This window comes from Mucilaginibacter sp. P19, assembly GCF_050632265.1.
GTDB lineage: Bacteria > Bacteroidota > Bacteroidia > Sphingobacteriales > Sphingobacteriaceae > Mucilaginibacter > Mucilaginibacter gossypii.
On sequence record NZ_CP192586.1, the window covers coordinates 2,996,690 to 3,022,176 of the forward strand.

Annotated in this window: 27 protein-coding genes and 1 pseudogene; 11 read left to right on the plus strand and 17 right to left on the minus strand. The window is 41.2% G+C overall.

Going from position 1 to position 25,487, the window contains the following annotated elements; genetic code table 11:
- Positions 1–10 precede the first annotated feature (10 nt).
- The 4 genes from ACQ86K_RS14550 to ACQ86K_RS14565 form a co-directional block, all read right to left on the minus strand.
- Positions 11–589, minus strand: coding sequence for an HAD-IC family P-type ATPase (locus tag ACQ86K_RS14550; RefSeq protein ID WP_431200611.1), 579 nt, complete (start codon positions 587–589; stop codon positions 11–13).
- 129 nt (positions 590–718) lie between these two features.
- Positions 719–1,477, minus strand: a complete 759-nt coding sequence (locus tag ACQ86K_RS14555) for a hypothetical protein (protein ID WP_091164241.1) — start codon at positions 1,475–1,477, stop codon at positions 719–721.
- A 116-nt stretch (positions 1,478–1,593) separates the two neighbouring features.
- Complete coding sequence (locus ACQ86K_RS14560; RefSeq protein ID WP_129570051.1) at positions 1,594–2,844, minus strand: sensor histidine kinase; 1,251 nt, start codon at positions 2,842–2,844, stop codon at positions 1,594–1,596.
- Positions 2,844–3,518, minus strand: a complete 675-nt coding sequence (locus tag ACQ86K_RS14565; protein WP_091164237.1) for a response regulator transcription factor — start codon at positions 3,516–3,518, stop codon at positions 2,844–2,846. Before ACQ86K_RS14565 ends, ACQ86K_RS14560 begins: the two co-directional genes overlap by 1 nt.
- Positions 3,519–3,659: 141 nt before the next feature.
- Between ACQ86K_RS14565 and ACQ86K_RS14570 the strand changes: the two genes are divergently transcribed.
- Entirely contained in the window at positions 3,660–4,322 is a 663-nt protein-coding gene (locus ACQ86K_RS14570) for a cytochrome b/b6 domain-containing protein (protein WP_091164233.1), read from the plus strand.
- Positions 4,323–4,325: 3 nt separating this feature from the next.
- Here ACQ86K_RS14570 and ACQ86K_RS14575 read toward each other — a convergent pair whose 3' ends face one another.
- The 6 genes from ACQ86K_RS14575 to ACQ86K_RS14600 are packed head-to-tail and all read right to left on the minus strand — an operon-like array spanning position 4,326 to position 8,285.
- Complete coding sequence (locus ACQ86K_RS14575) at positions 4,326–4,958, minus strand: VIT1/CCC1 transporter family protein (protein ID WP_431200612.1); 633 nt, start codon at positions 4,956–4,958, stop codon at positions 4,326–4,328.
- Between the two features lie 47 nt (positions 4,959–5,005).
- The gene (locus tag ACQ86K_RS14580) at positions 5,006–6,229 is read right to left on the minus strand and encodes a DUF3570 domain-containing protein (RefSeq protein ID WP_091164228.1); all 1,224 of its coding nucleotides are present in this window, start codon (positions 6,227–6,229) and stop codon (positions 5,006–5,008) included.
- 14 nt (positions 6,230–6,243) lie between these two features.
- A complete protein-coding gene (locus ACQ86K_RS14585) occupies positions 6,244–6,471 on the minus strand; it encodes a DUF4266 domain-containing protein (RefSeq protein ID WP_090526062.1) in 228 nt (75 codons plus the stop codon).
- A gap of 3 nt (positions 6,472–6,474) precedes the next feature.
- Positions 6,475–7,422 carry an FAD:protein FMN transferase gene (locus tag ACQ86K_RS14590; RefSeq protein ID WP_243770778.1) on the minus strand — a complete coding sequence of 316 codons (948 nt, stop codon included), beginning with the start codon at positions 7,420–7,422 and terminating at the stop codon, positions 6,475–6,477.
- Complete coding sequence (locus tag ACQ86K_RS14595; protein ID WP_091164223.1) at positions 7,419–7,847, minus strand: thioredoxin family protein; 429 nt, start codon at positions 7,845–7,847, stop codon at positions 7,419–7,421. Before ACQ86K_RS14595 ends, ACQ86K_RS14590 begins: the two co-directional genes overlap by 4 nt.
- A gap of 12 nt (positions 7,848–7,859) precedes the next feature.
- The gene (locus ACQ86K_RS14600; RefSeq protein WP_091164221.1) at positions 7,860–8,285 is read right to left on the minus strand and encodes a ubiquinol-cytochrome c reductase iron-sulfur subunit; all 426 of its coding nucleotides are present in this window, start codon (positions 8,283–8,285) and stop codon (positions 7,860–7,862) included.
- 907 nt (positions 8,286–9,192) lie between these two features.
- Here ACQ86K_RS14600 and ACQ86K_RS14605 point away from each other — a divergent pair.
- From ACQ86K_RS14605 to ACQ86K_RS14630, 6 genes and pseudogenes are all read left to right on the plus strand, one after another.
- Positions 9,193–10,230, plus strand: a complete 1,038-nt coding sequence (locus ACQ86K_RS14605) for a zinc-dependent alcohol dehydrogenase family protein (protein ID WP_091164219.1) — start codon at positions 9,193–9,195, stop codon at positions 10,228–10,230.
- Between the two features lie 60 nt (positions 10,231–10,290).
- The gene (locus ACQ86K_RS14610) at positions 10,291–10,548 is read left to right on the plus strand and encodes a universal stress protein (protein WP_431200613.1); all 258 of its coding nucleotides are present in this window, start codon (positions 10,291–10,293) and stop codon (positions 10,546–10,548) included.
- Complete coding sequence (locus ACQ86K_RS14615) at positions 10,485–10,931, plus strand: hypothetical protein (protein ID WP_431200614.1); 447 nt, start codon at positions 10,485–10,487, stop codon at positions 10,929–10,931. Before ACQ86K_RS14610 ends, ACQ86K_RS14615 begins: the two co-directional genes overlap by 64 nt.
- A 255-nt stretch (positions 10,932–11,186) precedes the next feature.
- Positions 11,187–11,540, plus strand: a complete 354-nt coding sequence (locus ACQ86K_RS14620; RefSeq protein WP_431200615.1) for a cation-transporting P-type ATPase — start codon at positions 11,187–11,189, stop codon at positions 11,538–11,540.
- Positions 11,531–11,719: a hypothetical protein gene (locus ACQ86K_RS14625; RefSeq protein WP_431200616.1), complete on the plus strand. Its 189-nt coding sequence runs from the start codon at positions 11,531–11,533 to the stop codon at positions 11,717–11,719. The genes ACQ86K_RS14620 and ACQ86K_RS14625 overlap by 10 nt, the downstream gene beginning before the upstream one ends.
- Positions 11,697–13,871: pseudogene (locus ACQ86K_RS14630) on the plus strand (cation-translocating P-type ATPase); the annotation flags it as partial. The gene ACQ86K_RS14625 and the pseudogene ACQ86K_RS14630, both read left to right, overlap by 23 nt.
- Here ACQ86K_RS14630 and ACQ86K_RS14635 read toward each other — a convergent pair.
- From ACQ86K_RS14635 to ACQ86K_RS14650, 4 genes are read right to left on the minus strand one after another with little or no spacing between them, the layout of a single operon-like run.
- A complete protein-coding gene (locus tag ACQ86K_RS14635) occupies positions 13,868–14,410 on the minus strand; it encodes an AI-2E family transporter (protein ID WP_431200617.1) in 543 nt (180 codons plus the stop codon). The pseudogene ACQ86K_RS14630 and the gene ACQ86K_RS14635 overlap by 4 nt on opposite strands.
- A gap of 11 nt (positions 14,411–14,421) precedes the next feature.
- Entirely contained in the window at positions 14,422–14,937 is a 516-nt protein-coding gene (locus tag ACQ86K_RS14640) for an AI-2E family transporter (RefSeq protein WP_431200618.1), read from the minus strand.
- A gap of 11 nt (positions 14,938–14,948) precedes the next feature.
- On the minus strand, positions 14,949–15,548 hold the full coding sequence (locus ACQ86K_RS14645; RefSeq protein ID WP_091164212.1) for a CDP-alcohol phosphatidyltransferase family protein: 600 nt from the start codon (positions 15,546–15,548) through the stop codon (positions 14,949–14,951).
- A gap of 8 nt (positions 15,549–15,556) precedes the next feature.
- Entirely contained in the window at positions 15,557–16,042 is a 486-nt protein-coding gene (locus ACQ86K_RS14650; protein WP_091164210.1) for a hypothetical protein, read from the minus strand.
- A 126-nt stretch (positions 16,043–16,168) separates the two neighbouring features.
- On the opposite strand from ACQ86K_RS14650, the gene ACQ86K_RS14655 reads away from it, so the two are divergent.
- The 4 genes from ACQ86K_RS14655 to ACQ86K_RS14670 all read left to right on the plus strand — a co-directional run bounded on the left by ACQ86K_RS14655 (position 16,169) and on the right by ACQ86K_RS14670 (position 21,802).
- Positions 16,169–16,645: a universal stress protein gene (locus ACQ86K_RS14655; protein WP_431200619.1), complete on the plus strand. Its 477-nt coding sequence runs from the start codon at positions 16,169–16,171 to the stop codon at positions 16,643–16,645.
- A 415-nt stretch (positions 16,646–17,060) separates the two neighbouring features.
- Positions 17,061–19,577, plus strand: coding sequence for a cation-translocating P-type ATPase (locus tag ACQ86K_RS14660; protein WP_091164206.1), 2,517 nt, complete (start codon positions 17,061–17,063; stop codon positions 19,575–19,577).
- A 320-nt stretch (positions 19,578–19,897) separates the two neighbouring features.
- Positions 19,898–20,608: a MerR family transcriptional regulator gene (locus ACQ86K_RS14665; protein WP_431200620.1), complete on the plus strand. Its 711-nt coding sequence runs from the start codon at positions 19,898–19,900 to the stop codon at positions 20,606–20,608.
- Positions 20,609–20,965: 357 nt separating this feature from the next.
- Entirely contained in the window at positions 20,966–21,802 is an 837-nt protein-coding gene (locus ACQ86K_RS14670) for a phytoene/squalene synthase family protein (protein ID WP_091164202.1), read from the plus strand.
- Between the two features lie 192 nt (positions 21,803–21,994).
- Here ACQ86K_RS14670 and ACQ86K_RS14675 read toward each other — a convergent pair whose 3' ends face one another.
- From ACQ86K_RS14675 to ACQ86K_RS14685, 3 genes are all read right to left on the minus strand, one after another.
- On the minus strand, positions 21,995–23,362 hold the full coding sequence (locus tag ACQ86K_RS14675; RefSeq protein ID WP_091164199.1) for a sensor histidine kinase: 1,368 nt from the start codon (positions 23,360–23,362) through the stop codon (positions 21,995–21,997).
- A 105-nt stretch (positions 23,363–23,467) separates the two neighbouring features.
- Positions 23,468–23,839, minus strand: coding sequence for a response regulator (locus tag ACQ86K_RS14680; RefSeq protein ID WP_091164195.1), 372 nt, complete (start codon positions 23,837–23,839; stop codon positions 23,468–23,470).
- A 762-nt stretch (positions 23,840–24,601) separates the two neighbouring features.
- Complete coding sequence (locus ACQ86K_RS14685) at positions 24,602–25,438, minus strand: universal stress protein (RefSeq protein ID WP_091164192.1); 837 nt, start codon at positions 25,436–25,438, stop codon at positions 24,602–24,604.
- Positions 25,439–25,487: the final 49 nt, after the last annotated feature.

A 25,487-nucleotide genomic window follows, 5' to 3' on the forward strand; every position in this document is an offset into this window, starting at 1 on the left:
TTGCGCCTGGCTAAGGGGGCGTCAACACTTTCAACTCCTGGATTTTTTCTACCGGGTAAGATTCGCCGGTAAATGCCGCTTCATCAACAAACAAGGCCTCAGATTCTAAAACAAGGCCATCGGCAGGGATAATATCTCCCGCAGAAAGGCAAATCACATCTCCAGGTACAACGGCAGTTACCTCAAGCTCTGTCTTCCTGTTATCCCGTAGCACGGTGCAGTGTAGCTGAACCATCTTCAACAGTTCACTTACCGCACTTGCAGCACCTTTTTCCTGCCAGAAACCAAGAAGGCTGCTGATCAGGACGATGATCATAATGATTAATGTGTCGGCGGTATCTCCCAGGGCTGCGGAAAGTAAAGCAGCAGCTATAAGCAACAATGTTACCGGGCTTTTAAACTGAGAAAATAATATGATCAGGTTATTAAATTTATTAGCTTTTTTTAACGTATTGGCGCCATATTGCTTAAGCCTTTTAATAGCTTCGGCAGTGCCAATACCTGTTGCCTGAGTTTCAAGGAGTTTAAATGCATCATTAATAGAAAGTTGCCAAAAATTACTCAGTTGATCGTTAGTTTTGCTTTCCATCAGTTTGGGCTAAAAGAGGTTTAGAAAATTCTAAACAAATTGAGCCATTGCAAATTAAAAACCGAATGCTTCTGATCAGTCCGAAAAATGATTCAGGTCACTATTTGTTATCAGAACATTTTAATACACCTAAAATCTTCTGCCAATAATTATTTTGACAATGGCACGGTCCGAATTCGATGTAAATCCATAGCCAATTCCTCCGTTAAACTCCCATTTAGGGTCTGCATTGAGGTCCGTGGCTACAAACAACTGATGATCTTGTTGTTTAATTGGGTCGTAGTGAAAAAATGGCCCGGTACTACCATAATACTCGAGGCCAAGGGCAACCACTTTTGTTACATCGTAACTCCCTTTAACATTTGGTGAAAAGGTAAATCCACGGTTTTGATCGGGCCCCTTGAAACTCTTCTCGAGGGTAGGATTTAAGGAAACATATAACTTATTCCATTTTTTATCTACGATTGGCCTGATTTCCAGCGTGGAGGTATTTGCCGAGAACGCAGCTTTCTGAAAGCCAAATTCTGTAGATATACTTACCCCCACGGGCCAGTTCCAGCTTGAAGGAGCGGCAACCCTGGGCCTGATGTGAGAGCCGACGTAAGCCGTCCTGCCCGCATCTCCAATAGAGTTAAAGATATAAAAACCTGTTTCAAACCAGGTTGTCCAACCATGGGTGATCTCTACCGTTTCGTGTACAACATGATTGGTAGGAAGTTCCCAGGTTGTTACAGTTTTACTACCGTTTAACGTATAATTGCTATGCAATTCAAACATTGTTTTACCCTTTTCAACGGTTTCAGAACCGTAAACCTGAATCTCATAATTATCTTGCGCTTTAAGTTCCAGAGCGTAAAACACTAAGATCAGTAAACATAAATATTTCATCAATAGTCGGTTTTAACTTGTATACAAATAGTATAGCGTTAAAACTATCGGGACAATCTGAAGTAAAATTGGAGTTAAAGCTTATGTATAAGAAACGTGACAAACAGGCTATGAAATTAAAAGGTTATGACAAACGCATGCTTTCCCTCGTCATATTGGTATTGGATGCCATACCCGTAGTGCTGGCAAATATTTTTAACCAGTGTTAATCCCAGTCCGGCACCTTGTGAATCTTTGCTTTTGTGAAAACGTTCAAAAATTTGTTGCCCGTTCAGCGCATTTGCAATACCGGTATTTTTTATCGAAAGTTGGTATGGGTCAAGACCAATAAAAATTTCACCACCCGGCACATTATGGCGGATTGCATTACCAAACAAATTATTTAGTAAAATATCTATCAGGTATTTACTGGCCGATATCTGCTTCGGGTGCAGCTTATAACGGACAGTAAGGTTCTTATTTTGCATAAGTTCCTGAAATTGGAGCATTTTCCTTTCAAGTATTACATCGAGTTCAATCGATTCCTCTTCAACGATCAGCTTATTTTCCAGTTTAGCCAGCAGTAATAATGAGTGATTAAGCCGACTGGACTTGTTTACTGAGCTGTAAATATCTGCGATTTGTGCCAATTGCGCTGCATTCAATGTTTCGTCCTGTATTAGCGTATCCAATTTGGTGGTTACAACAGCCAGTGGTGTCATCATTTCATGTGATGCATTCTCTGTAAATTGTTTCAGGCTAAGATAATCCTGAGTTACCCTTAAAGACATTTCCCGTATGGCTTCATTAAGTTCTGTAAACTCGTCCACCTTACTTGGTTTACCTTTAAACTGATCAACGTCGGCGATATTGAACTGTTTGATCTCTTTTAGGGTGAGTTGAAAAGGCTTCCAAAGGCCATTTAGCAGATATTTATTGGTTATAAAGAGTACCGTCAATAAACCGGCAAGTAATGCAAGCGTGATAATAGAAATGAGTTCGATCAGATTTTTTTGCCCAACCCTCGAAATAGTAATTGTAACCTTGTAGTTGCTGTTTTTTAATTTTACGAGGTCTTCTACGGCCCTACCCGCTTCCCATCGCTGCTCTTTCGGTTTTAAATAAATAGTGTCAAAAAAACGCTTCTGTAACAGTTGCTTGTAAGTTTTAACAAATACAGCGTGATCGCGGTCAAGGTCATATTGCTGCGGATTGCCATTGTTGCTCCTGATATACTCTTCAGCCTCTGTTAATTGTTGTTGAAGCGCCCGATCAAGTTGCTGTGTGCCAATGTAACTTATAGCGAAGTAGTAAATCACTGCTCCTATCACTAACACAGCCAGGGTGATATAGAAACTCGTCCTGGTATAATGCTCTGACAGCCTCATCAATCAGTGAATTTATAGCCAAGTCCGTATATAGATGTTAAATAATCTCTTCCTCCCGCATCCAGAATTTTCCGCCGGAGGTTTTTAATATGGGTATAAATAAAATCGAAACTATCATACATGTCCATCTCGTCACCCCAAAGATGTTCCGCAATTGCATTTTTTGAAATTACTTTACCTTTATTGGCAATAAAGTACAGTAACATTTCATATTCTTTTCTGGTTAATATTATCGTATTTTTATTAACCTCGACAGTGCGCCCCTGTATATCAATTGAAATTTCATTAAAAACCAGCTTGCTGCTGGTATTTAGCGCTTTCCTGCGATAAACAGCCATCAGCCTGGCTTTAAGTTCGGCCAAATGGAAAGGCTTGGTCAAGTAATCGTCTGCGCCTATGTTGAGCCCCTTCAATTTATCATCGAGCGAGTTGCGGGCAGAAATAATCAGAACAGCTTCGCTTTTTTGTTGTGTGCTTAAGTATTCAAGTACACCAAACCCTTCGCCATCGGGTAAGCCAATGTCAAGCAAAACACAGTCATAATCATAATCAGATAGTTTTTGCAGTGCGGGGGTCAATGCATTACAACTTTCACAAATGTTACCATCTACATTCAAATAACTCGTGATGTTTTCGCGTAAACCTTGCTCGTCTTCTATTACCAGTATTTTCAAAGCTTTTTAATCAAATTTAAAAATTGAAACTGAAGAGAACCTGAAGTATTACCAACACTACAGACTTACTTCAAAATTATCAGGTAATTTACAAACATTTTAAATGAGGATACAAATAACCCGATTCCAGTTAAAACAACTATGGCAATAATCCAACCTGATAGTCGGCCTCTCACTCGCCGGGTATACTCAGCTCCCTTGCGTTTTTGGCATTGGGCAAACACAATAGTTATTAGTGGTTCATTAATTACTGTTTTGATCAATTCCACTATTACTGACAGAAGAACTTTAACAAAAATAATTAAAACGCAACTGAAAACCCAGGGCGCCACAATAACCGACGATCAATCTGGCTCGGTTGCTCATGCGCTTGGCGATAGTGTTTGGAGCATACATACCTGGTTTGGTTATGTATTAGCGGGATTATTACTGTTCAGGCTCATCCTTGAACTTTTTCAAGTAACCGATCAAAAATTCATCCGCCGGATAAAGGACCTTTATCGTCAGTTTCATTCCACAAGAAAAGAGCGTGAACTTGCCAAACATGAGCTCATTGTGAAAGCCGTTTATGCAGCATTCTATATCTTACTTATTATAATGGCATTAACGGGTTTATTTCTGGCATTTGAAGATCTGTTAGCGCCATTTAAGGCTATCAGGCATAGTGTTAAAGAAGTTCACGGCTTTTGTATGTACCTGATTATCGCGTTTATACTCGTTCATTTGACCGGCGTATTTTTGGCTGAGCGGAAAGATGACAAGGGTATAGTTTCAGACATGATCAACGGCGGTAATGATAAATAACCATTATTTACCGGTAATCAGCTTTGCCATAATAAACGCGGCCCCTGCGGCAAGAGCTCCAATAAATACCACTTTTAACGCGCCACTTAACGCAGGCTGGCCGGTCATTTTACTTTTGAAATAGCCAAAAATGAACAAGCAAATTATTGTTACCCCGCATGAGTAATAAAGTGCCTCTTGCGCCTCATGAATAATGATATAGGGTGAAAGCGGGATGATACCACCCACAATATAGGAAATGCCAATAGTGATGGCACTTTGGGTAGCGCGGTTTGCATTAGGTTCCTCCAGGCCCAATTCATAACGCATCATAAATTCAACCCATTGTTTCTTGTCTTTTGCCATCTCATCTGCAATCTCGTCCTGTAGATGATTTGAAAGTCCGAAATCTGCAAATACCTTCTTTACTTCTGCCTTTTCCTGCTCAGGTACACGTTCAACCTCATCATATTCCCGCTTCAACTCGGATTGATAGTGGTCAGCTTCTGTTCGACCGGCAAGATATCCGCCCAACCCCATGGCAATAGATCCGGCTACTATTTCGGCGATACCCGCGGTAACCACCAGGGTCGACGAACTTACTGCTCCGCTTAGCCCGGCTGCAAGTGCAAAAGGCACGGTTAAACCATCAGACATACCGATAACGATGAACTTGTTACATGATGTTCCCGATGCATAAGGCTTTATTTAAACTTCATTGCTAAAGTTACAATATTTGAATTTAAGCCCGTCGAGCGCATGTAATGCCCCGCCCTGATCTCCAGCGAATTGAAATGCTGCCATCCAAATACGCCGGTTGGCGGTGATAACCTGATATTGGCACCAACAAAGTTACTATGGAGTGTTGACAAATCGTAATCGCTGGTATAGTACACAGCGGTTGGATCATGTTGCCCATAAGGTGCAAAGTACCTTGTACCCTTCTGATTATTATACCGATAATATGGACTTACCGATACAAAAGAGGTAAGCTTTATGGGTATCTCCAATTCGGCTGTGTGCGCCCGGATCCCCCAATTGTCCATGTAGTACCTGTAAAACGTTCTAATCACAAAATGATCATCCAGAAAATAATTGAACCTTACTGCAATTGGCAATTTATAACGGCTACCCGGCAGGTTTTCAACCCTTTCGGATCCATCGGTAAAATAATCACGTTGATATTTTGTTGCCAGTAACCCATGCTGATAGGACGGTTCGATAATGAACAAAGCCTGTAAACGTGTGGTAAGCACCTGCGAAATTGAAAACGATGTACTAAATGAATTGCGGGGGCTATGGTCTACGTTACCCCGCCCGTCCCTCTCTGACCCTGACCCATATCCAGGGGGCCTTAATTCAACCGGCAATATAACCTTCCACGTATCAAGAAACACCTGTCCCTTAAAATCAAACTGCGTGTTTTTATCTTTTGATACCCTGGTTAGGTTGATACCCCCACCGAAAGACTGGTAATCAAACTCATGTGAATAAGACCCGGTTAAGCCAAATGCATTTCCCGTTTTATCATTAGATACTGTCCAATTTAGCGAGGGGTATACACGGGTGTCCTGTCTTGATGCGGAAGAAATACTATAGGGATCGATCTTATCTGAAGAAGCGGACGTATAATGGTCAACACCCAATTCAAAAGTAAAAGTGTGTTTATTTCCTCCTATTCCATATTTGGATAATTGCAGATCGAAGGTATTAGCAAAATCAGTTAGTTTTTCTGTGCCGATACCACCCGTAACTGCCGAGTTGTTACCATCCTGGTGGTAATAGGCAGATATGATGTTAATTTCATCAATTTTAAGCTTACGTGCCTGGTAATTGCTGCTATCTTTAACGGGCAAGGCTTTAGTTTGCGCATGCGAAGCAACTATTCCTAAATACAGAGCGGCAACGCATAAATATATTTTCCTCATTTCCGGTCGCCGTTTTAATTACATCCGCAGCCACCGCCGCTCTTTCCGCCATTTGCTCCTGAACCACCTTCACGGTACAATTGGAAACTTTGCTCAAACTTTTGCGATTTACGGGCTGATAGCTCCATCTCTGCATCATTAAGGCGATTTTTCTGATATGCTTTTACCGACATGCAAGATGTAAGGCCGAGCGCCGGTAAGCTACTTACCAGCATTAATTTAATCAGGGGTATTTTTTTCATGTACTAATTTTTAATATTAATATTACTGGAGGTGTAAAGGCGGTTATTGTCGTCGATGATCACACAGGCAAGTTGCTGTAGTTGATTTACCAGGTCCAATCCAACGCTGATCCCCATTACTGTTACGGGTGTGGCCATAGCGTCGGCAAACTCCGCGCTCGGACAAATAATGCTTACGCTTTTAATTCCGGTTACCGGCAAACCTGTTTTAGGATCGATGGTATGGGAATATTTTTTTCCATTTATCACAGCATACTTTTCATAGTTACCGGATGTGGCAATAGCCATATCACTGATATTGAGCGTTGAAAACGGCGTCATCTGCTTATTCGGATCTGCTATTGCTATAGTCCATGGCTTACCATTAGGTTGTGTTCCCCAGGTAATCAGGTCGCCGGCTGCATTTACTATCCCGCTGTTTACTCCATTTTGCTGTAAAATGGCTTTCGCCCTATCAGCTGCATACCCCTTTCCTATTCCTCCAAAACCTATACGCATACCTTTTTCTTTAAGCATCACAGTCATGTGATCAGAATCCATGATCACATTTTTATAATTGATCAGTCGTACAGCATTTCGCGCGGTTTCGGCATTAGGCAGACTTTTCATATTTACATCAAAATTCCATAGGCTTTTATCAATTGATCCGTAAGTAATATCAAATGCTCCCTGCGTAAGCTCTGATATCCTTAGCGAACGCTGAATAAGTTGAAAAACCTCATGATCTATTTTTACCGGCTTTATTCCGGCGGCGGCATTGATCTGGTTGGTTTGGCTATCGTCACTGAACGTAGTTAGTAATTTTTCTATGCGGCTTATCTCCGCTACAGCCTGATCAATACATTTTGCGGCCCATTGCCCGTCATCTCCTACAACGCTTATCTCAAAACGGTTACCCATCAGTTTCAGCACACGTTGATGTACGGTTGCCCCGCTGCCAATGGCTGTCATTGGACAAACGCCTTGATCTGGTCAATAAACTGTTCAGTGGACTCATTTGGATAGCCGTCCCACTCTTTTAGTACCTTACCATGTTCGTCAACAAGCAGCGTAAATGGGAACTTACCGTCAGGATTGTATTTATCTGCAAGCGCTTCATTTAATTGTACCTGCTCCTTGCTTAGTTGATTTTTCTTTTGGCGGGGAAAATCAGCCCTTACCAAAACAAGTTTATCTGCAGCGAAATCATTAAATTTTTCGGATTCCAAAATCTCTTTCCGCAGCCGGATGCAAGGGCCACACCAATCAGAGCCGGAAAAATTTATTACTATGAGCTTATGCGACGTTGCCGCTTCCGTCTGCGCTTTCTTAAAATCACCAAGCCATGTAACCGGCTTGCCTGTAAACAACAATAATGAGATGATCAGTAATTTCATTTTATTAACTGGTTAAGAGAATATCCGCAACGAGGTGCCGGTTAAAGTTGTTTGATATACGGTAAGGTTGCGGTTTGCAGGCGAATTTTTAACAACTCCGGCTTCCGTGAAAGCGGAACCATGATTATTGCAAAAAAACTGCTGTCCGCTGCTCTGATAAATAAGAGGATAGCTTTCATGGGTGCAAGATTGCTGAACAGCAATATAGCTGCCGGTTGTTGTTTTAGCCACTATTACACCTTTTGAGGCAAGATAGCCGCCGTTCACGAGTAAAGCCGAGTTTGCCGAAAGGCTGAGGTCAAGTGTAAAATCCACGCCGGTTGGCCCGGTGATACCTGCCGACGCATTGTCGGATTGTTTACTGCAGCCCATACAGTTAATCAGTGCGAATGACGCTGCCGTAATTCCGGCAATTGATAGAAATTCTTTTCTGTCCATAAATTTAAGATCGGGGTATATCAATAAATCTCAACTAACTTAAACAAGCCTCCTGAAGGTAAATCTCTGCGTAAAGCAATTCAGCTTCAGGTGCGTTTATTTAATTATTGCAATAGTATCTTTACATTCTGTAGTTTAGATGAAATCTCGGGTATTTAACAGATTTTAACAGATCGCGAATTTTAAAATATTAAAAAAGGGGCGAGAAAAAGAAAAAGACCTGGCGCTAAAAAAGGTACGCAGAAGATCACGGTAAAAATCAAATTTGCTACTGGAGTTAATTAAAGTCAACTATATTTCAAAACTATGTTGGCTTATTGTAAACACAATTATTGCCATTTAATGTACATAAAACGATCACCATTCAATATCCATTCAGATTGTCGGAATCACATTTCACGAAAAAACAGAGCAAATAATAAACTATAAGCCAACAACTTACAGATGGTATAATAATACTGCGGGGGAGAAAGATAGAGAATCCCTTTGGTTGATAATGAAGCCTGTTGCAATATTTAAAAAAAGCGGAACCGGTTTTTCCGGTTCCGCAACGACGTCGGACAATGGTTCAATCCCTGCCCGCGATCATTTACCGAAACAGGAATAAATTCCATCCATCGGTTGATACAAAGTTAATCCGACGCCCTAAGCCTGGCCAGGATAAAGATCAACTATAATGGTGACCTCATCATTCAAAATGATTTGCCCTTTGCAGACATGTCTAAAGGCCTTCAAGTGCAATACCATTGCAGATAAACCGCCCACATGTTTAATATACAAATAACGAGTCAATTACCTCTCATTTTTAAATAGTGATATATATCATTTATTTACCTGACGACCAGCATCATAAAAAAATAAAACAACAGCAATTTTGTGCTTAACATAAGCAGTTAAAGCAGAAAATATGAAAGCATTAGTTTATCACGGCCCAGGTCAGAAAGCCTGGGAAGAAAAGCCCAAACCGGTACTGCTATCAACAAGCGATGCCATTGTAAAAATCCTGAAAACAACGATTTGCGGTACAGATCTGCACATTATGAAAGGTGATGTTCCTGAAGTTGCCGATGGCAGGATCATAGGGCACGAAGGCGTGGGCGTGATCGAAGAAGTGGGGACCACTGTTAGTAATTTTAAGCCGGGCGACCACGTGATTATATCCTGTATCACATCTTGCGGTAAATGTAACTACTGTAAAAAGGGCATGTATTCTCACTGTACAGATGGCGGTTGGTTATTAGGACACCTGATTGATGGCACGCAGGCAGAATATGTTCGTATCCCCCATGCAGACAACAGCCTTTTTCTGGTACCCAGCGGTTCTGACGAAGAAGCATTGGTGATGTTAAGCGATATATTACCTACAGGCTTTGAATGCGGCGTGTTGAACGGAAAGGTACAACCTGGAGATACAATAGCCATAATAGGTGCCGGCCCTATCGGGATTGCCACTTTACTTACCGCTCAATTTTATACACCTGCGGAAATTATCATGATCGATCAGGATGATAACCGGCTCAATGTGGCCAGAAAATTCGGTGCAACACAGATTATTAATAGCCGCAATGAAAATACAATTGAAGCGGTAATGAAACTCACCAACCAAACCGGCGTTGATGTGGCGATAGAAGCTGTCGGCATTCCCGAGACATTCGAGCTATGTGAGGCGATTATTGCCCCTGGCGGCCGTATCGCCAACATTGGCGTTCATGGAAAAAGTGTCCGTTTACACCTGGAAGACCTGTGGTCGAAAAACATTACTATCACGACCAGGCTCGTGGACACAGTGACTTCACCAATGTTGTTAAAAACGATACAATCAAAGAAAATAGCGCCCGCCAAACTAATCACACATCGTTTCAGATTAGATCAGGTGGCAGAAGCATACGATACATTTGGCAATGCAGCCGAAGAGAAAGCGCTGAAAGTTATTTTAAGTTCTTAAACAACACGCATATACATGCCGAATAAAACAACATCACAACGGTTAAACCTCGAATAAATCATGGAAAAGATATTAGTTACAACAGATCAATCCGTTAATTCCAAAGCGGCTATCCGTTTTGCGATTAAACTGGCCAGTCAGCGTAAAGCGCAATTAACCATCCTTCACGTATACCATCTTTTAAAACCCTTCAAATGGACAGACCACGCTTTTGCGGCGTATACAACTGAATTCAGAAAAAAACGACAGACGAATTGTCATCATTTATTGCAGGCATTTATCATGATATCGATGAACGCGAAATTAACTACGAATTAGTTTTAGTATCCAATATCGATGTAGTTGATGGCATCACAGATTATGCCAGCAGGAACAGTTGTTCTTATATCTGCATCAGTACTCGTGGAGCGGGAACTATTGCAAAAATATTCGGCACGCATACCGCAAAATTGATCAGCTGTTCAACTGTCCCTGTTATATGCATACCAAGCGCATACCATTTAAAAGAACTGAAACACATCCTGTATGCTTCGGATATGACTGATTATGAAAACGAATTAAAAGAGGTTGTCGATTTTGCCAGGCCAATTGGTGCCAGTGTCGAGATGGTACATATCGCCTATCCTAATGAATTTGCTTTTGACAAAGAGTTGGCTGAAGCCACCTTACAGAAAAAAATAGTTATAAAATTAGCCTTTTAAACCTGCAAAGAGATGTCAACAATAATTTACTGGAAGATATAGATCACGCTGTTAAGATCAGCAAACCGTCCCTTTTGGTCTTATTCACCCATCAGTCCAGGCCTATGCTCGAAAAGCTATTTTTCCCTTCTAATGCCACAGAATATTCCTTTTATGGAAAGGTTCCTTTACTAACCTTTAAAAAAAGGATGGCAAATAATTTTGCCAAGGTCCCGTCCCTGAGTAGCGGTAAATAAAACCATTTTCAGCATGACCATGAAATACCCGATAGATCAGCCGTTTTCGTTAACAGTTGAAGAAGTTGCTAAATTGGTTCAAGCCGATACTGCTGAGGGGATTACTTATTATGAAGCAAAAAAACGCAGCCGTGTTTATGGCTTAAATAGCTATAAAACTCAAAAACAAAAAAGTCTCTGGTTAATTCTGCTATATCAATTCAAAAACCCCATCGTTTATCTCCTTATAGCCGGATCACTCGCTTCACTTTACTTTAAAGATATTTTGGAAACCACAGCCATCCTGGCCGTTATCTTAATTAATGCGCTGATCGGCTTTTTTATGGAGTTTCAGGCACGCAACTCTATGAATGCGCTAAAAAAATGGATATAGTAACGGCAAAGGTTATTCGTGGTGGTAAATCCAGATCGATCCCCTCCGAACAATTAGTACCAGGCGACCTGATTCCACTCGAAGCTGGAGATATTATACCTGCAGACGGTCGTTTAGTTGCTGTAAACCGTTTACAATGCGACGAGATCATCGCTCACCGGCGAGTCCCTTCCTACTGATAAAACTGTTGAAACATTAAAAAAAGACACCGTTGTTGGCGACCAGCATAACATGGTTTTTAAGGGTACCTCAGTTATTAATGGTAACGGTAAAATGGTAGTAACCGGTATAGCGGCAAATACACAGTTGGGCACAATAACTTCGCTTGTAGAAACTTCGGTGGATACAATCACCCCGCTGGATAAAAAGCTGAACAGGTTAAGTAGGAAATTGATTTGGGTTACACTGGTCATGACCGCAATATTTTCAATAACCGGATTTATCCAACGCAAAGCCATATTAACCATTATAGAAACATCAATTGCGCTGGCAGTGGCAGCTATACCGGAAGGCTTACCTATCGTTGCTACCGTCGCGTTATCCTATGGTATGCTATTGATGGCCAGGCGTAATGCAATTGTCAAGAAACTATCTGCCGTAGAGACGTTGGGAAGCACCGGGGTTATCCTGACTGATAAAACCGGGACCCTAACCGAAAACAAGATATTTACCGATACTTTGGCGTTTCCGGAAGAAACCGTAAAAGCACAAGTAGAAAACAACCTGCTGAAATTTCCTAACGGAGCAGTTAAAAGCGCCGAAAATCTGGACAAACTACTTTTAACCGGTATTTTATGCAATAATGCTACTATTGAAGAAAAATATCCTGAGCCGGATCAACTTTCCGGTGACCCTGTAGAAGTTGCCTTAATAAAAACGGCCATTGCAGCGGGTTTAGACAACCATTTGTTAAGCAAACAATTTGTACGTATTGCAGAAGTACCCTTTAGTTCGGAGATCATGATGATGGCAACTTTACATAAAACATCGTCAGGATACTTCACTGCTGCCAAAGGCTCGGTTGAAAGATTGCTGGATAAATGCAACTATTTACAGTCGGGTGCACACATCAAAATACTTGATAGCGCATCCCGTAAATCCATCCTGCTACAATCGGAGAAGATGGCGGCTGAAGGGTTGCGGGTGCTTGCATTTGCCTACCGGTCGGGTAACAACCTTGATACGCACAATTATTTAAATGACCTTATTTACATTGGAATGACCGGCTTTCTTGACCCACCCAGGGTAGATATTAAAGGTGCTATGCTTAGTTGCAGAAAAGCAGGCATCAGGGTAGTGATGATCACTGGCGACCACCCGAAAACTGCTTTAAACATTGCCCGGAAGGTAAGCTTAATTGATGAGGACGACAAAGAGGTAATTACCGGCACTGAGTTACCACGGGCCGAGCTATTGACAAATGATTGGCGGCAGCGTATTTTGGCTGCTGCTGTTTTTGCAAGGGTTTCACCCAAACAGAAACTGGAAATCGCTCATGTATTTCAACAAGCCGGATCAATAGTTGCAATGACAGGAGATGGTGTAAACGATGCCCCGGCATTAAAGAATGCAGATGTGGGTATTGCAATGGGTATCAGAGGCACCCAGGTAGCGAAAGAGACGGCGAGTATTGTTTTGAAAGATGACTCTTTTACATCAATCGTTCAGGCAGTGGCGCACGGGAGGGAGATTTTTCAAAATATTCAAAAGTTTGTGGTCTACCTGGTATCTTGCAACTTAAGCGAGATATTCATTGTTACCGTTTTAGGTATAATTATACCTGGTGCCACGTTATTGCCATTACAAATTCTGTTCCTGAATATGGTGACAGACATATTTCCTGCATTGGCGCTGGGCTTGGGCACAGGGGATAAGACTGTGATGTCCAGACCGCCAAGAGCACCAGGAAAGAATATCATCACCAACAAAAAGTGGCTGGCAATAGCACTACATTCGGCTTCAATCACCTCAACTGTGGTCATTGCGGTTGTTTATTGCAAAGTAGCGCTGCATAGTGATGATCAAACCTGCAATAATATCGCGTTTATCACTCTTACCCTTGCTCAACTATTTCACGTATTCAACATGTCTTCGGAAGGCTCCGGATTTATAAATAATGAAATTACCCGGAACAAATGGATATGGATTGCCATTTTGATTTGCAGCGGTCTTCTTTTACTGGTTTTTGCACTGCCCGGCCTGCGTTTAGTATTAGGGTTATCGCAGCTCTCATTTAAGTTGTGGCTGTCCGCTACAACAGCCAGCCTGTTACCATTAGTTATTTTTCAGGGCTACAAGGCTTTCCAGAAAATATATAGCCGAGAGAGTTAAACGTGCATCTGGCTCTTTACAGGCCGCTCATCGCCCAATAATACACCCCATTGCCTATAATTTTCGCTACGGTCAAACACGATCTTTAAAATGGATAGTACCGGCATCGCCAGGAACATGCCCGAAAGCCCCGCCATGCTTCCGCCAATAATAATACCAACGATGGAAACAAGCGGATTAATTTTTACCTGCGACCCTACGATACGCGGCATTAAAATATTGTTATCCAGAAATTGTACTACTGTAATAGCTCCCAATACAATCAGCACATCTGCAATACTATCTGACGAAGCGAGCGTTAACAGCACACCCAGAATATTGCCGATCAGGGCGCCCAGGTACGGGATCAGGTTCAGAAAAGCGAAGATAATACCAATGAGCAGTGCATTCTGAATATCGAAAAACCATAATAGGCCACCTAAAAGAATAATGATATAGGTAATCTGTATCAGCAGGCCCACAAGATAACTTTTAACCATTTTTTCAGTTTGCCTTACTGCTTCTTCTACATTTAGATACTGCTCTTTTTTAAACCACATCAGCAGAAATCTTAAAAAAGGTTTCTATATAGAATGATCAGGTAGATATAGATCGGCAATAACCCAATAAATATAACCATGCCAGACAAAGATCCAGCCGCGCCGCTTAAAACTCCGCCTAAGGAACTGAATAACTTTTTGCTTTGCACATTAATGAATTTCACTTGTTCTGCCGGGGAATATCCAAATGACTTGCTGATCCAGATACTTAGGTCATCCAGGTGTTTGGCCACGGTACGTTGAATCTGCGGAAAATCATCCAACAAAGCACCTATCTGACTGGAAAACAGCCAGATGATCAGCGCTACGACAATCGTCAATAACAATATTGGCAAAAAAACCGCAATAACCTCCGGTACTTTGAGCTTCCTGAAAAAACGAAAGACGGGTAAAAGTACCAGGCTGAAGAAGAACGCCATTAACAAAGGCATAATGATCGTATTACCAGCTATGATAATAGTTCCTAAAACAAACAGGCCAATTAGTTCTATGGCCCGCTTCACGGTCACCGGCATTTCTTTTACCATGGGGTGCAGTTTTACACTTTTGGAAGTGCGCTTTTTTTGATTACCCAATATAAGCCTTTTATATCAGTTTCCCATTTCGGAATAATAAGTACGAGTATTATCTCCTCTAACAAATCAAGAATGGTTAAAGCTGACACAAAGTAAAACAATATGTAAACCGGTTGGGGTAACCAATAGAAGAGCATAAGGAATACAGCCTGAAAAACCGCAACAAATTTGGCCAGGTAGGTATGGAAGCTACTAATCTTACGGTAGCGAAATAATGCTGCCGCGATCTGCGCGAAAAAGAGAAACACTTGAATTACAACTAATACAAGTTCCTGTCTAAGAAACGCAGGGTTCACCAAAACAATACCGATAATCGCTACCGCGATGGTAAGGTCGTCAGAGACAGAATCCAGAATTGAACCAAACGCACTGGTCACCTTGAATTTGCGCGCCAGATGGCCATCCACCGCATCTGTAAGAAAACTTACAATAAGCAACCATTTAAAAATTGAAAGCCGTTCATAAAATAATAATGTCAAAAGTAACGGAGCCGTCAATAACCTATAAAAGGTAATGGCATTTACTATATAATAACTCCGTTTATGCGCAAGGTTGACAAACATAATTCTATTCAATCATTATCCTTATCATTTTTCTCTTTTGATGTAGACATCGTATCAGTTCTGATTTCCGAATGCCTGATTTGCCCACCTAAATAGCCCGTCCTTGCAATCAGTCCAAAGCTTATCAAGGATACAGTGAGCGCTATTAAGGCTACACGCCTAACCTGTGATGTATTTTTCAATGTTGCAAAGAGCCCAATCAGAGAAACCCCACCTGTAAGTATTAAAGCGATCAAAGATACCAGGGCAGACTCCTCATGATCTTCAATGAGATATTTAGATATCCCTTTTAAATGTTCAATGGTTTCTTCAGCACCCTCGCCGGTTGCATAGGCTATACCGGCCCCAATTGCTGAGACAATCAAAACATTATAAGCAGCGATTAGTGTACCTTTGTTTCTTTTCCATATTCCATGGATCAGGACAAATGCACCCAAAGCCGTACCAACGATAGGCAGGTGCGTGATCAGCAGGTGGATGTGTGTTTGGTTCATGACTTTTTTATCAAAGGTGATCAACTAATAGCACTGTTTAAATAATAGTAATCAAGCCAATAAATGATCTTAATCATTTATTGGCGAATAATGAACGGATAGCTTTACAATCTAAAGAATTACACCATGAACATAATTCTAATGCTCACTGACTTTTCGGAAAATGCAAACCACGCCGCAAAAACCGCCGCAAAAGCTCTGAGGAATTTAAATGCAGATATATTGCTTTACAACACTTATTATGACCACCCTATACTTCCTACATATGCTGGTGGCCCCTGGGTGGTAGAAGAATTCGTTTTTCGTAAAGACGAAAGCGAGGTAAGGCTGGGCCAATTGGCTAGTCAACTAAGGCATATTATTGCAGATCTAACTATAGAAGGCGTTGAACCTAAAATTGATTATCAAATTGGTGAAGGTTCACTTGGTCGAAATACAGCGGCGGTTATTCAGGATAATAACATTGATCTTGTTGTAATCGGCAGTAGTACAGATAGCTCTTTAGACCACTTAATCTTCGGCAGAGATACGATGCAGGTGATAGATCATCTCGTCCCGCCCCGTATTGATCATCCCGCCAAAAGCGGATTTAGCCCAGCTTAAAAGAGTAACATTAGCCACGGCTTTCGAACTGGCCGATATCAATGCAATCAATTACTTAACCGGCTTACAAAAACAGTTACACTTTCACCTGGAAATTGTCCACGTATCCGCCATAGAAGAGGAAGGCGATACTGTAAAAGAAAAGGCTTTACTTAACCATATTGATGCAATCAAACAGGATAATATAACCTTTCAGGAAATAAGGGGAAAAGACGTGATTAAACGATTAAATAGGCTATGCAAAGATAACGGATCGGATATACTTACACTTGTTCATCATCAAAACTTTTTTTGTCGGGGCTGTTTGACAAGTCTACAACGGTGGCCGCTTTAGACAACCAGCATTTACCTCTGATGGTCATTCCGTCTGAAATGATCTGATCAGTTCGTAACTAACTATTAGCTGATTAGATAAATGGCAATAAATAATTTCAATATACATGGCCTGAGCGAACAGGAAGTACTTGCGGCGAGATCTAAATACGGAGCGAACAGCCTTTCGTTTAAGAAAGAAAACGGATTTGTTAATGCGTTGATAGGATTGACAAAAGAACCGATGGTAATCTTATTGTTAGTTACCTCATGTATTTATTTTATTAGCGGAAAGGCGGGCGACGGTATTTTTTTGGCTTCAGCAATTGTACTCGTGTCGGGCATATCTTTGTATCAGGACTCCAGAAGCCGGAACGCGCTCGAAAAATTGAAGGACTTTTCGCAACCTAAATGCAAAGTGATCAGGCACGGAGAAGTTTTAGAAGTAAAAAAAGAAGAACTTGTTATTGGCGACAGCCTGATAGTAGAGGAAGGCACTTTTATTACTGCTGATGGTGTTATTGAACATTCCAATGATTTTTCAATCAACGAAAGCATTCTCACAGGCGAATCCCTGGCTGTTTTTAAAGACAGCTCCTCAGCAGACAATCTGATTTTCAGTGGCACAACAGTAGCAAGCGGACTGGCCATTGCAACCGTAACGGCAATAGGTAACCAAACACGATTAGGTAAAATTGGCAGGAGCCTCGAATCTATAGCGGAAGAAAAAACACCCCTGGAAATACAGATCAGCAATTTCGTAAAGAAAATGGTGATCGTGGGGGTAATTGTGTTTCTGACGGTGTGGGGGATAAACTATTTTCATTCGGCAAATATCTTAGACAGTCTCCTTAAAGCGCTTACGCTGGCCATGAGTATCCTGCCCGAGGAAATCCCTGTTGCATTTACCACTTTTATGGCGCTGGGGGCCTGGCGGCTTATGAAAATTGGGGTCGTTGTCAAGCAAATGAAAACGGTGGAGACTTTGGGCAGCGCATCGGTAATATGCACTGATAAAACCGGCACACTAACCGAGAATAAGATGAGCCTGGCGAAAGCGTATGTCCTGAAGGAGGATTGCATTTACAATCTTAATGAAAAGCTATCGACCGGCGCAGCAACAGAGCTAATCGCGCTTGCCATGTGGGCCAGCGAACCGATCCCTTTTGATCCGATGGAAGTTGCCCTGCACAATGCCTACACCCACACAAATCGGGCAGATGAGCGTTCGGATTATAAAATGATCCACGAATATCCGCTGGGCGGCAAGCCGCCTATGATGACCCACCTTTTTGAAAATGGAAAAGGGAATCGCATTATCGCAGCCAAAGGTGCACCTGAAGCATTGATCGGCGTCAGCAACCTAAATCAAATCGAGAAAGAACACGTGACTGCTGCAATAGCGGCTTTGGCTATCGAAGGTTACCGGGTATTGGCCGTAGGCGAAGCAAATTTTGTGGGAAGTGATTTTCCTGCTACACAGCAGGAGTTTCATTTTGTATTCAAAGGGCTGGTTGCATTTTATGATCCGCCCAAGAAAAACATCACTGCTGTATTACAGGGCTTTTACAAAGCTGGCATTAAGGTTAAAATCATCACGGGCGATAATGCAGAAACCACCGGCGCTATCGCGAAGCAAATTGACTTCCATGGAGCAGACCAATGCATCAGCGGAGACATGCTGATGCAATTGTCAGAACAGGAACTTAGGGAGAAAGTGAAGAAAGCGAACATTTTTACACGTATGTTCCCGGATGCCAAGCTAAAGATCATCAATGCTTTAAAAGCCCAAAATGAGATAGTAGCTATGACCGGAGACGGAGTTAACGACGGCCCCGCACTGAAGGCGGCGCATATTGGCATTGCGATGGGAAAAAAGGGCACAGAGATAGCGAAGCAGGCTGCTTCATTAATTTTATTGGAGGATGACCTTTCGAAAATGGTTGATGCTGTAGCCATGGGCCGGCGTATCTACACTAACCTAAAAAAGGCCATACAGTATATTATTTCTATCCACATTCCCATCGTATTAACGGTATTTATACCACTGGCTTTAGGTTGGATTTATCCGAATATTTTTTCACCGGTGCATATTATTTTCCTGGAACTGATTATGGGGCCGACTTGTTCGATCATTTATGAAAACGAGCCCATAGAAAAGAATGCAATGTTGCAAAAGCCACGTCCGTTCAGCACCACGTTCTTTAATTGGAAAGAGTTGGCGACCAGCATAGTACAAGGGGCAGCCATCACAATCGGAACACTAACGGTCTACCAATATGCCATAAGCAAAGCAGCAGATGAACAAGTAACCCGTACCATGGTATTTACCACTCTGATATCGGCTAATATTTTGCTCACTTTAGTCAATCGTTCGTTTTACTACTCGCTGTTTACAACTATCAAATATAAAAATAACCTTGTGCTGCTGGTTATCGGGCTTACAATCTTTATATCATGTTCCCTGATATACATCCGCCCTTTGGCAGTTTTCTTCGGTTTCAACTCGCTAAATATGAGTGACCTGGTGATGAGTATAATTATAGGGTTTACCTCCGTTATTTGGTTCGAGCTTTATAAAGCATGGTTACGTAAGGACTCAGAAGTAAAAACCTCGTGATAGAAAGTACGTTGATAGTACATTAAGATTTTGAAACAAGCATTTTAGATGCATAATTAATCCTGATGACGCCCCTTATCAATTGATTAAGACATGATCTTCTTCGGTTTCATATTACCGGTTTTAGTTAGTATCGGTTAATATTTTTCAGAGGTTCTACAGCTTCATTGTGCCTCTTGTCACCACCTCGGGTTTTTCCGTGCTTAGCAACCTGTATATTCCCTACAATACTTACGCTTAAGAAATTTGGCATACTTCATAAAGAAACATTTGTTAATTCATTTTTTTGTCTAAATTTGAATTAATAAAACTTAGACAAAATGAATTATTCCATTTCTGATCTTGAGCAATTGTCAGGTGTTTCGGCCCATAATATCCGTATTTGGGAAAGGAGGTACCGGGCATTTACCCCTTCAAGAACAGCTGGGAATACGCGCTTTTATGATGATGACCAACTAAAGAAATTATTGAGCATAGCCGGACTTTACCACGCTGGCTACAAAATTTCTAAAGCCTGCGCATTAAGCCGGGAGGAAATGAACAAACTACTCAAGAATGAAATAGATAAAACGCGGCCCGCGCAACATCAGCATGAGTATTTCATTTCTCAGATCATCAGCAATGCATTAATTTTTCATGAGTATGCGGTAAATGAACTTATAACCAAATCGTTCGAGCAGAATGGAGTTTTAGGAACATATAAATTCGTGATATACCCCATGTTAGTCCGTGCCGGTTTAATGTGGCTAAACAATTCGCTTTGTCCATCACAGGAGCATTTTCTTTCGTCCATCATCAGGCAAAAGCTATTTTCAGCAATCAATGATTGTTTGGAGCAACAGCAAAATAGCAAACCGTTATGGCTGCTATTTTTACCGGAAGACGAAGATCATGATATTGGCCTGCTCCTTTCAAGCTATATGTTGCGGACTGCCGGCCATCGGGTGATTTATTTAGGTGCGCAGGTGCCCATATTGGCTTTAAACCATACGGTTGAAAGCACGCAACCTCACAACCTCCTTTTTTTATGACGCGTGTAAGGCCAATTGCTAATGCACAGGCATATATTGACCAGCTCGCGTCTACTTTCAAATCTGTTAAAATATACTTATCTGGCAACAAGCAAGTTATAAATAGCGTTCACTTTCCCAAAAACGTGTATTGGTTGGAAACGCTTCCGGATTTTGAACAAATAATCGCGCCGGTTATATGAGCAAAAAGGAACGAAAAGGGTACGCGATAACAGGCACTGACATTGCCGGATTAAGCGCCGCGGCGTACTTATTTTTGCAGGACACCCGAGCGTACCAGAACAAGGTGTTCCGCCTGCCGGCTTTTATGGCAATGTTTCAATACATCAATTATTAAACTATCTGAAAATCTAATCGATGAAAGAAAAATTTGACCGCCTTTCTGCGGAATGTAGTAAACTGGCAACACGCAGGTACAGTACCAGCTTTTTTCTGGGCATCAATTTTCTTGATAAAGAATTGCATAAGCCTATTTATGCCATCTATGGCTTTGTAAGGCTTACTGACGAAATCGTGGACAGCTTTCATAATTATGACAAGCGTGAATTACTAAATAAATTTAGAAAGGATTGCTTTGAAGCGATAGAACTGGGTATCAGCCTAAATCCCATTCTTAACGCTTTCCAGGAAACAGTCAATAAATACCGTATAGATCATCAATTGATTAACCAATTTCTGCATAGCATGGAAATGGACCTGGACGACCAGCTTTATGATCAACAAAAATTTGAGGAATATATCCTTGGATCTGCTGAAGTGGTTGGCCTGATGTGCTTATACGTGTTCACAAACGGCGATAAGGACAGTTACGAAACTCTTAAGCCGGGAGCCATGCGCTTAGGCGCGGCCTTTCAAAAGATTAATTTCCTGAGGGATATCGGCGCGGACTATCTTCAGCTCAACAGAAGCTACTTTCCGGGGATTGACCTTAAGCATTTTTCCGAAACAGATAAAAGAAATATAGAACAAGAGATTGAACAAGACTTCAATGAAGCGTTGAAGGACATCCGAAAGCTACCAAAATCTTCCCGCCGGGGCGTTTATCTGGCTTACCAGTATTATCGCGAGTTGTTTAAAAAGATTAAGCTTGCGAGCGCCTGCGTGGTTTTTTCGAAAAGGTTCAGAATTTCTAATCGCAGCAAACTTATATTGATATTTGATACTTTGCTTAAACACCAACTCAATTACCTTTAAAAACCGTTTTTCAGATATCCAATTTCTCAGAGATGTGCCTTATAACGTTATCAATATTGTCGCAGCAAATGAAAAGTGAAACCCATATTTGATCATAGGTTTGTTTTTTATAAAACTACGTTTCAAAACCGGAAAATAATCTGGAGTGCCTGCCTTTCTAAAGTATAAATAAATTGTCCCGAACTATCCTATTTATTTAACAGGAAAGATCATCGTAAAACAGGTTTCTTTATAGGGGGTGCTCCAAAATTGGAGTGTACCGTTCATTAACTGAACATACCGCTTCACAATATTAAGCCCTAATCCCGTTCCGGAAATATGCCCGGTATTATTGATTCGGTAAAATTTTGAAAACAGTTGCATTTGATCCTGTTTTGCAATCCCTATACCATTATCTCTCACACTGATTAACAAATTTTCGGCGGTCAAATTGGTAACCAGTTCGATATTTGTTTCATCACCCGCATACTTAATGGCATTGGATAAAAGACTATTGATTGATTTTGAGATCAGCATCCGGTCCAGGCAAACAACGGCATTTTCCTGAACCGGTTTGTAAGTTAATTCCTGGCCGGGCCGGGCCATTTGTTTCATAGCAGCCATAATCTCTTCACAAAGCGGTACCAAATCGAAAGATGAAAATTCGGCTTCAGTCAAACCTTCTTCCAGCCTTTCAACAGATAAAAAATCTTCAAGGATATCTTCAAGATTGTGAACTACCTGTTTGATCTTGGCAACATGTTTGACAATTGATGTTTTTTCATCTTTTTCCAGGTATTTAGCGATTAGGGTAGCTGACAGTAAAATAGAGCTTAACGGTGTACGAAATTCATGTGATGCCAAAGTCACAAACGTGCTTTTTAATTGGTTTAATTCAAACTCTTCCCTATATGCCCTGATACGGGCGTTTAATTCCTTCAGAATTAGATAAACTAAAAAAGATACAATAACCATTATCAAAACAGAACCGGCAACTATAACAACCCTGGTTTGTTTAGAGGATAGTTTATAACCGGCCTCTTGCGAAGACAGGAACATTTCTTCCAGGTGCTTAAAGCGGCGGATGGTTTCGTTAATTTTTTCAATTTGTAACCTGATGCTACCGCTTTCTGAAAAGGTCGTTCTCCGCAGCGTGTCTATTTGATGTTTCAAGTTAATAACCTGCGTTAATTGATTATCATCAATTACCAAAGCTTTTAAGGAATTAACTTTTGTATTAAGCCCGTCATACTGCTGCGCATTTAAGCCGAAACTATCTTTAGGCGCTAACGGCTTTGAATACGTTTGGTACACCATAGCCTGATTAAACAGCATGTTCAGCGAGTCAGTTTTTCTGAGCACCTGGTAGGTACGTTCTATCCGTTTTTCATTTCTTTCTTGTTGGATTAACGTATTATAAGAAACTGCCCCTGTTAATATAACAAGTATAATTGAAGCAGCACAACCGATGTAAAAATCGAACCGAAAGCTTTTGAGCGCGGTTGGGGCCAATTGTCTGGTTATACGTAATCCTCCCCTGATTAAAATATTCCTGCTTTCGCTTCCTTCAGGGATTTTCATTGATTATTTATTTATCAACAAAAATCGCTCCTCAGAATATTAGAACAAATGACCTTGGGCACGCTATTTTAAATAGTTTATCACATATTGATAACAAATATTTAGTTAAACCGACTCCTGCAGCGAATGCCTGATGGCTTGAAAAAGTTCTTCAGGGTCAAATGGCTTGCGGATGTAGCCGCTCGCCCCCATCTCCAGGCCGATCGCTACATCCTTTTTTTCAGCACTGGCCGTTAAAAATATAAATGGAATAGCCCTGGTCGCGGCATTGTCTTGCAAATATTTAAGAACCTCATAACCATTAGCCTCAGGCATCATAATATCGCAAAGTATTAAATCAGGCAGGTGTTCAATAGCTAATATTAATCCTGTTTTTCCATTCAATGCGGGGATGACGTTATAGCCTTCCAATTCCAACAATTCGCAGGTATTTTCGCGAATGTCGTTATTGTCTTCTACCAGTAAGATCGTTTTCATAGCCTTAGATTCATTGGAAATTCAATAATGAAAGTTATTCCGAGGTTAGCGTTGCTGATAAAACTGATGTGACCGTTCAATAACTCTACGTATTGTTTTACAAAAATAATTCTACCAATTGCCCTTCAAGCTCGGATTTATCATAGCCGAACAATTTTTATGCACATGGGTTAGATAACTCGATCCTCCCCCCTTCACTTATCACCAAAACCCCAACTGTAGTGTACTGAAATAAAGCTTTAAACCCCGCTTCATTTTCAAGAGATAAAGTATTTAACTCGTTCATAATACGAGAGATTTGGGTATAAGATATTTTGCGATTGTTTAATAAAGTTAAAAAAATTCCCAAAAGTTTTAAACAAAAACTAATAGTAAATAAGCATTAAAAAATTACGAACTTACAAATTAACAAAAGGTGCCGTTAATTGAATGTGTGCTTCTCATGGCCGATCGGCATTCGCCGATCGTTTTATCAATTTGTCAGGAAAAAAAGAGAAACACAGCCATTCCTATAATGATAAGTAATACAAATGAGAGCAAAAGAATAAGCGGCCAATTGCCGCGCAACCAGTTGGGCGACTTTTGGGCAATTTGAGTTAAATATTTTGTTTTCATGGTCATGGCTGTTATTTAGTTGAGGTTTTATCCGGATAGCTTTTCCACACTTTGGGTGTATAGCTTGTGTAGCAGCTTCAATTGCGTAAAGATAATTTACTCAACAGCTCACTTAAACTTTTTCAAACCAATCAACTTGTTTCGGCGTTACCAATGGGTAATAAATACAGGAAGATTATTCAATTTAATAATCAACTCTGCTGTACTATCTTTAAAAAATTTAGACAGCCAGTTACGCCCATACGCTCCCATAACCAGGCATGCATTGTTCTCTCTAAGGGAATAATCAAATAACTCATCCTTTGGTTTTCCCCGTAAATCTTTAAAGTTGATCAGCCTATAATGTACGCGTAGGTATTCATAAAGTTTTTCTTTTTGCTCTTCATTGAATACAGCATCTTCGTCAACCTGCATTACCACCAGCTCCGTGTCCTTCAACTCCGGAAACAGATAGGTGAACTGCTTGATTGCGAATAAAGCCGAAGCGCTGCCGTTAAAAGCAAAAAGGATCTTATTGATTGGATGGGTATGGTGTGGTGCTATAATTACCGGGCATTCTGACTTGGCCAGCAATGTTTTTACAAAGCCAGCCGGCATTTCGAGAGCGGACGAAGCGAACAATACAGGCCCTGAAACCAGGACATCCGCATATCGGCTTTCATTGATCAATTCTGTTTGCGGGACACCCTGATCACGATGGACCCTGCAATTGATACCCTGGGCTTCGCAGGCTTCTTTGAACACGCGTATGTTCAATTGAGCAGCTTTCTCCTTAAAAGCCTTTATTGGTTCTTCATCTGCATCTATGGTTTCTACATAAACACTGCCGTAGGCGAATTTAACACCAGCCTCGTGCGTAGGGGTCTGATCTTCCAAGAATATTCCGCAAAGCTGAGATCCTGTTAACCGGGCCAAATAAACACCGAATGCCACAGATTGTGGGTCCGGCTTTTCTGCGTTTAACGCGAGCATAATCTTTTTCATAACCGTTTGTTTAAAGGGAAGCTTCCGTCTTTGACTGCCAGAGCTTCCC